1 protein-coding gene is annotated in these 434 nt (G+C 70.3%); it reads right to left on the reverse strand.

Going from position 1 to position 434, the window contains the following annotated elements; all coding sequences use genetic code 11:
- On the reverse strand, positions 1-434 hold a 434-nt coding region (locus EN850_RS33635), incomplete at both ends, for a hypothetical protein (RefSeq protein ID WP_210238005.1).

A 434-nucleotide genomic window follows, 5' to 3' on the forward strand; every position in this document is an offset into this window, starting at 1 on the left:
GCAGCAGCAGCGGACGCAGGGCCTGTGCCGGCTGGCCGCTGGCCAGCGCGTCGCGCCACAGGCGCAGCGCGACGCGGGCATCACTGCGGTTCATGCGGCCGCGCCCGGCATACAGGCCGCAGTCGGCCATTTCGGTCAACACGCGAAGCGCTTCGACGTTCAGGTTCAGGCCGACGCACAGCCCGTTGCGGCCGGCCTGCACCAGCGGCCGCGATTCCTTCTCGAACGCGATCCACTCGCCCTGGCGCAGGCGGAAGCGCCCTTCCTTGGCCTCGACCCAGGAACTGCCACGTACCTGCATCCAGACGGTGAAGCTCGAACCGGCGGTCTGCAGGCTGCCCAAGCGGGCCACGCCGAGGCAGGTCGGCGCGGCATCGTCGATCGACCGGTCCAGGGAAACGGATTGGCCGCGATCGGCCAGCGAGAAGTGCAGA

The sequence above is a fragment of the Mesorhizobium sp. M8A.F.Ca.ET.207.01.1.1 genome (assembly GCF_004794715.1).
Lineage (GTDB): Bacteria > Pseudomonadota > Alphaproteobacteria > Rhizobiales > Rhizobiaceae > Mesorhizobium.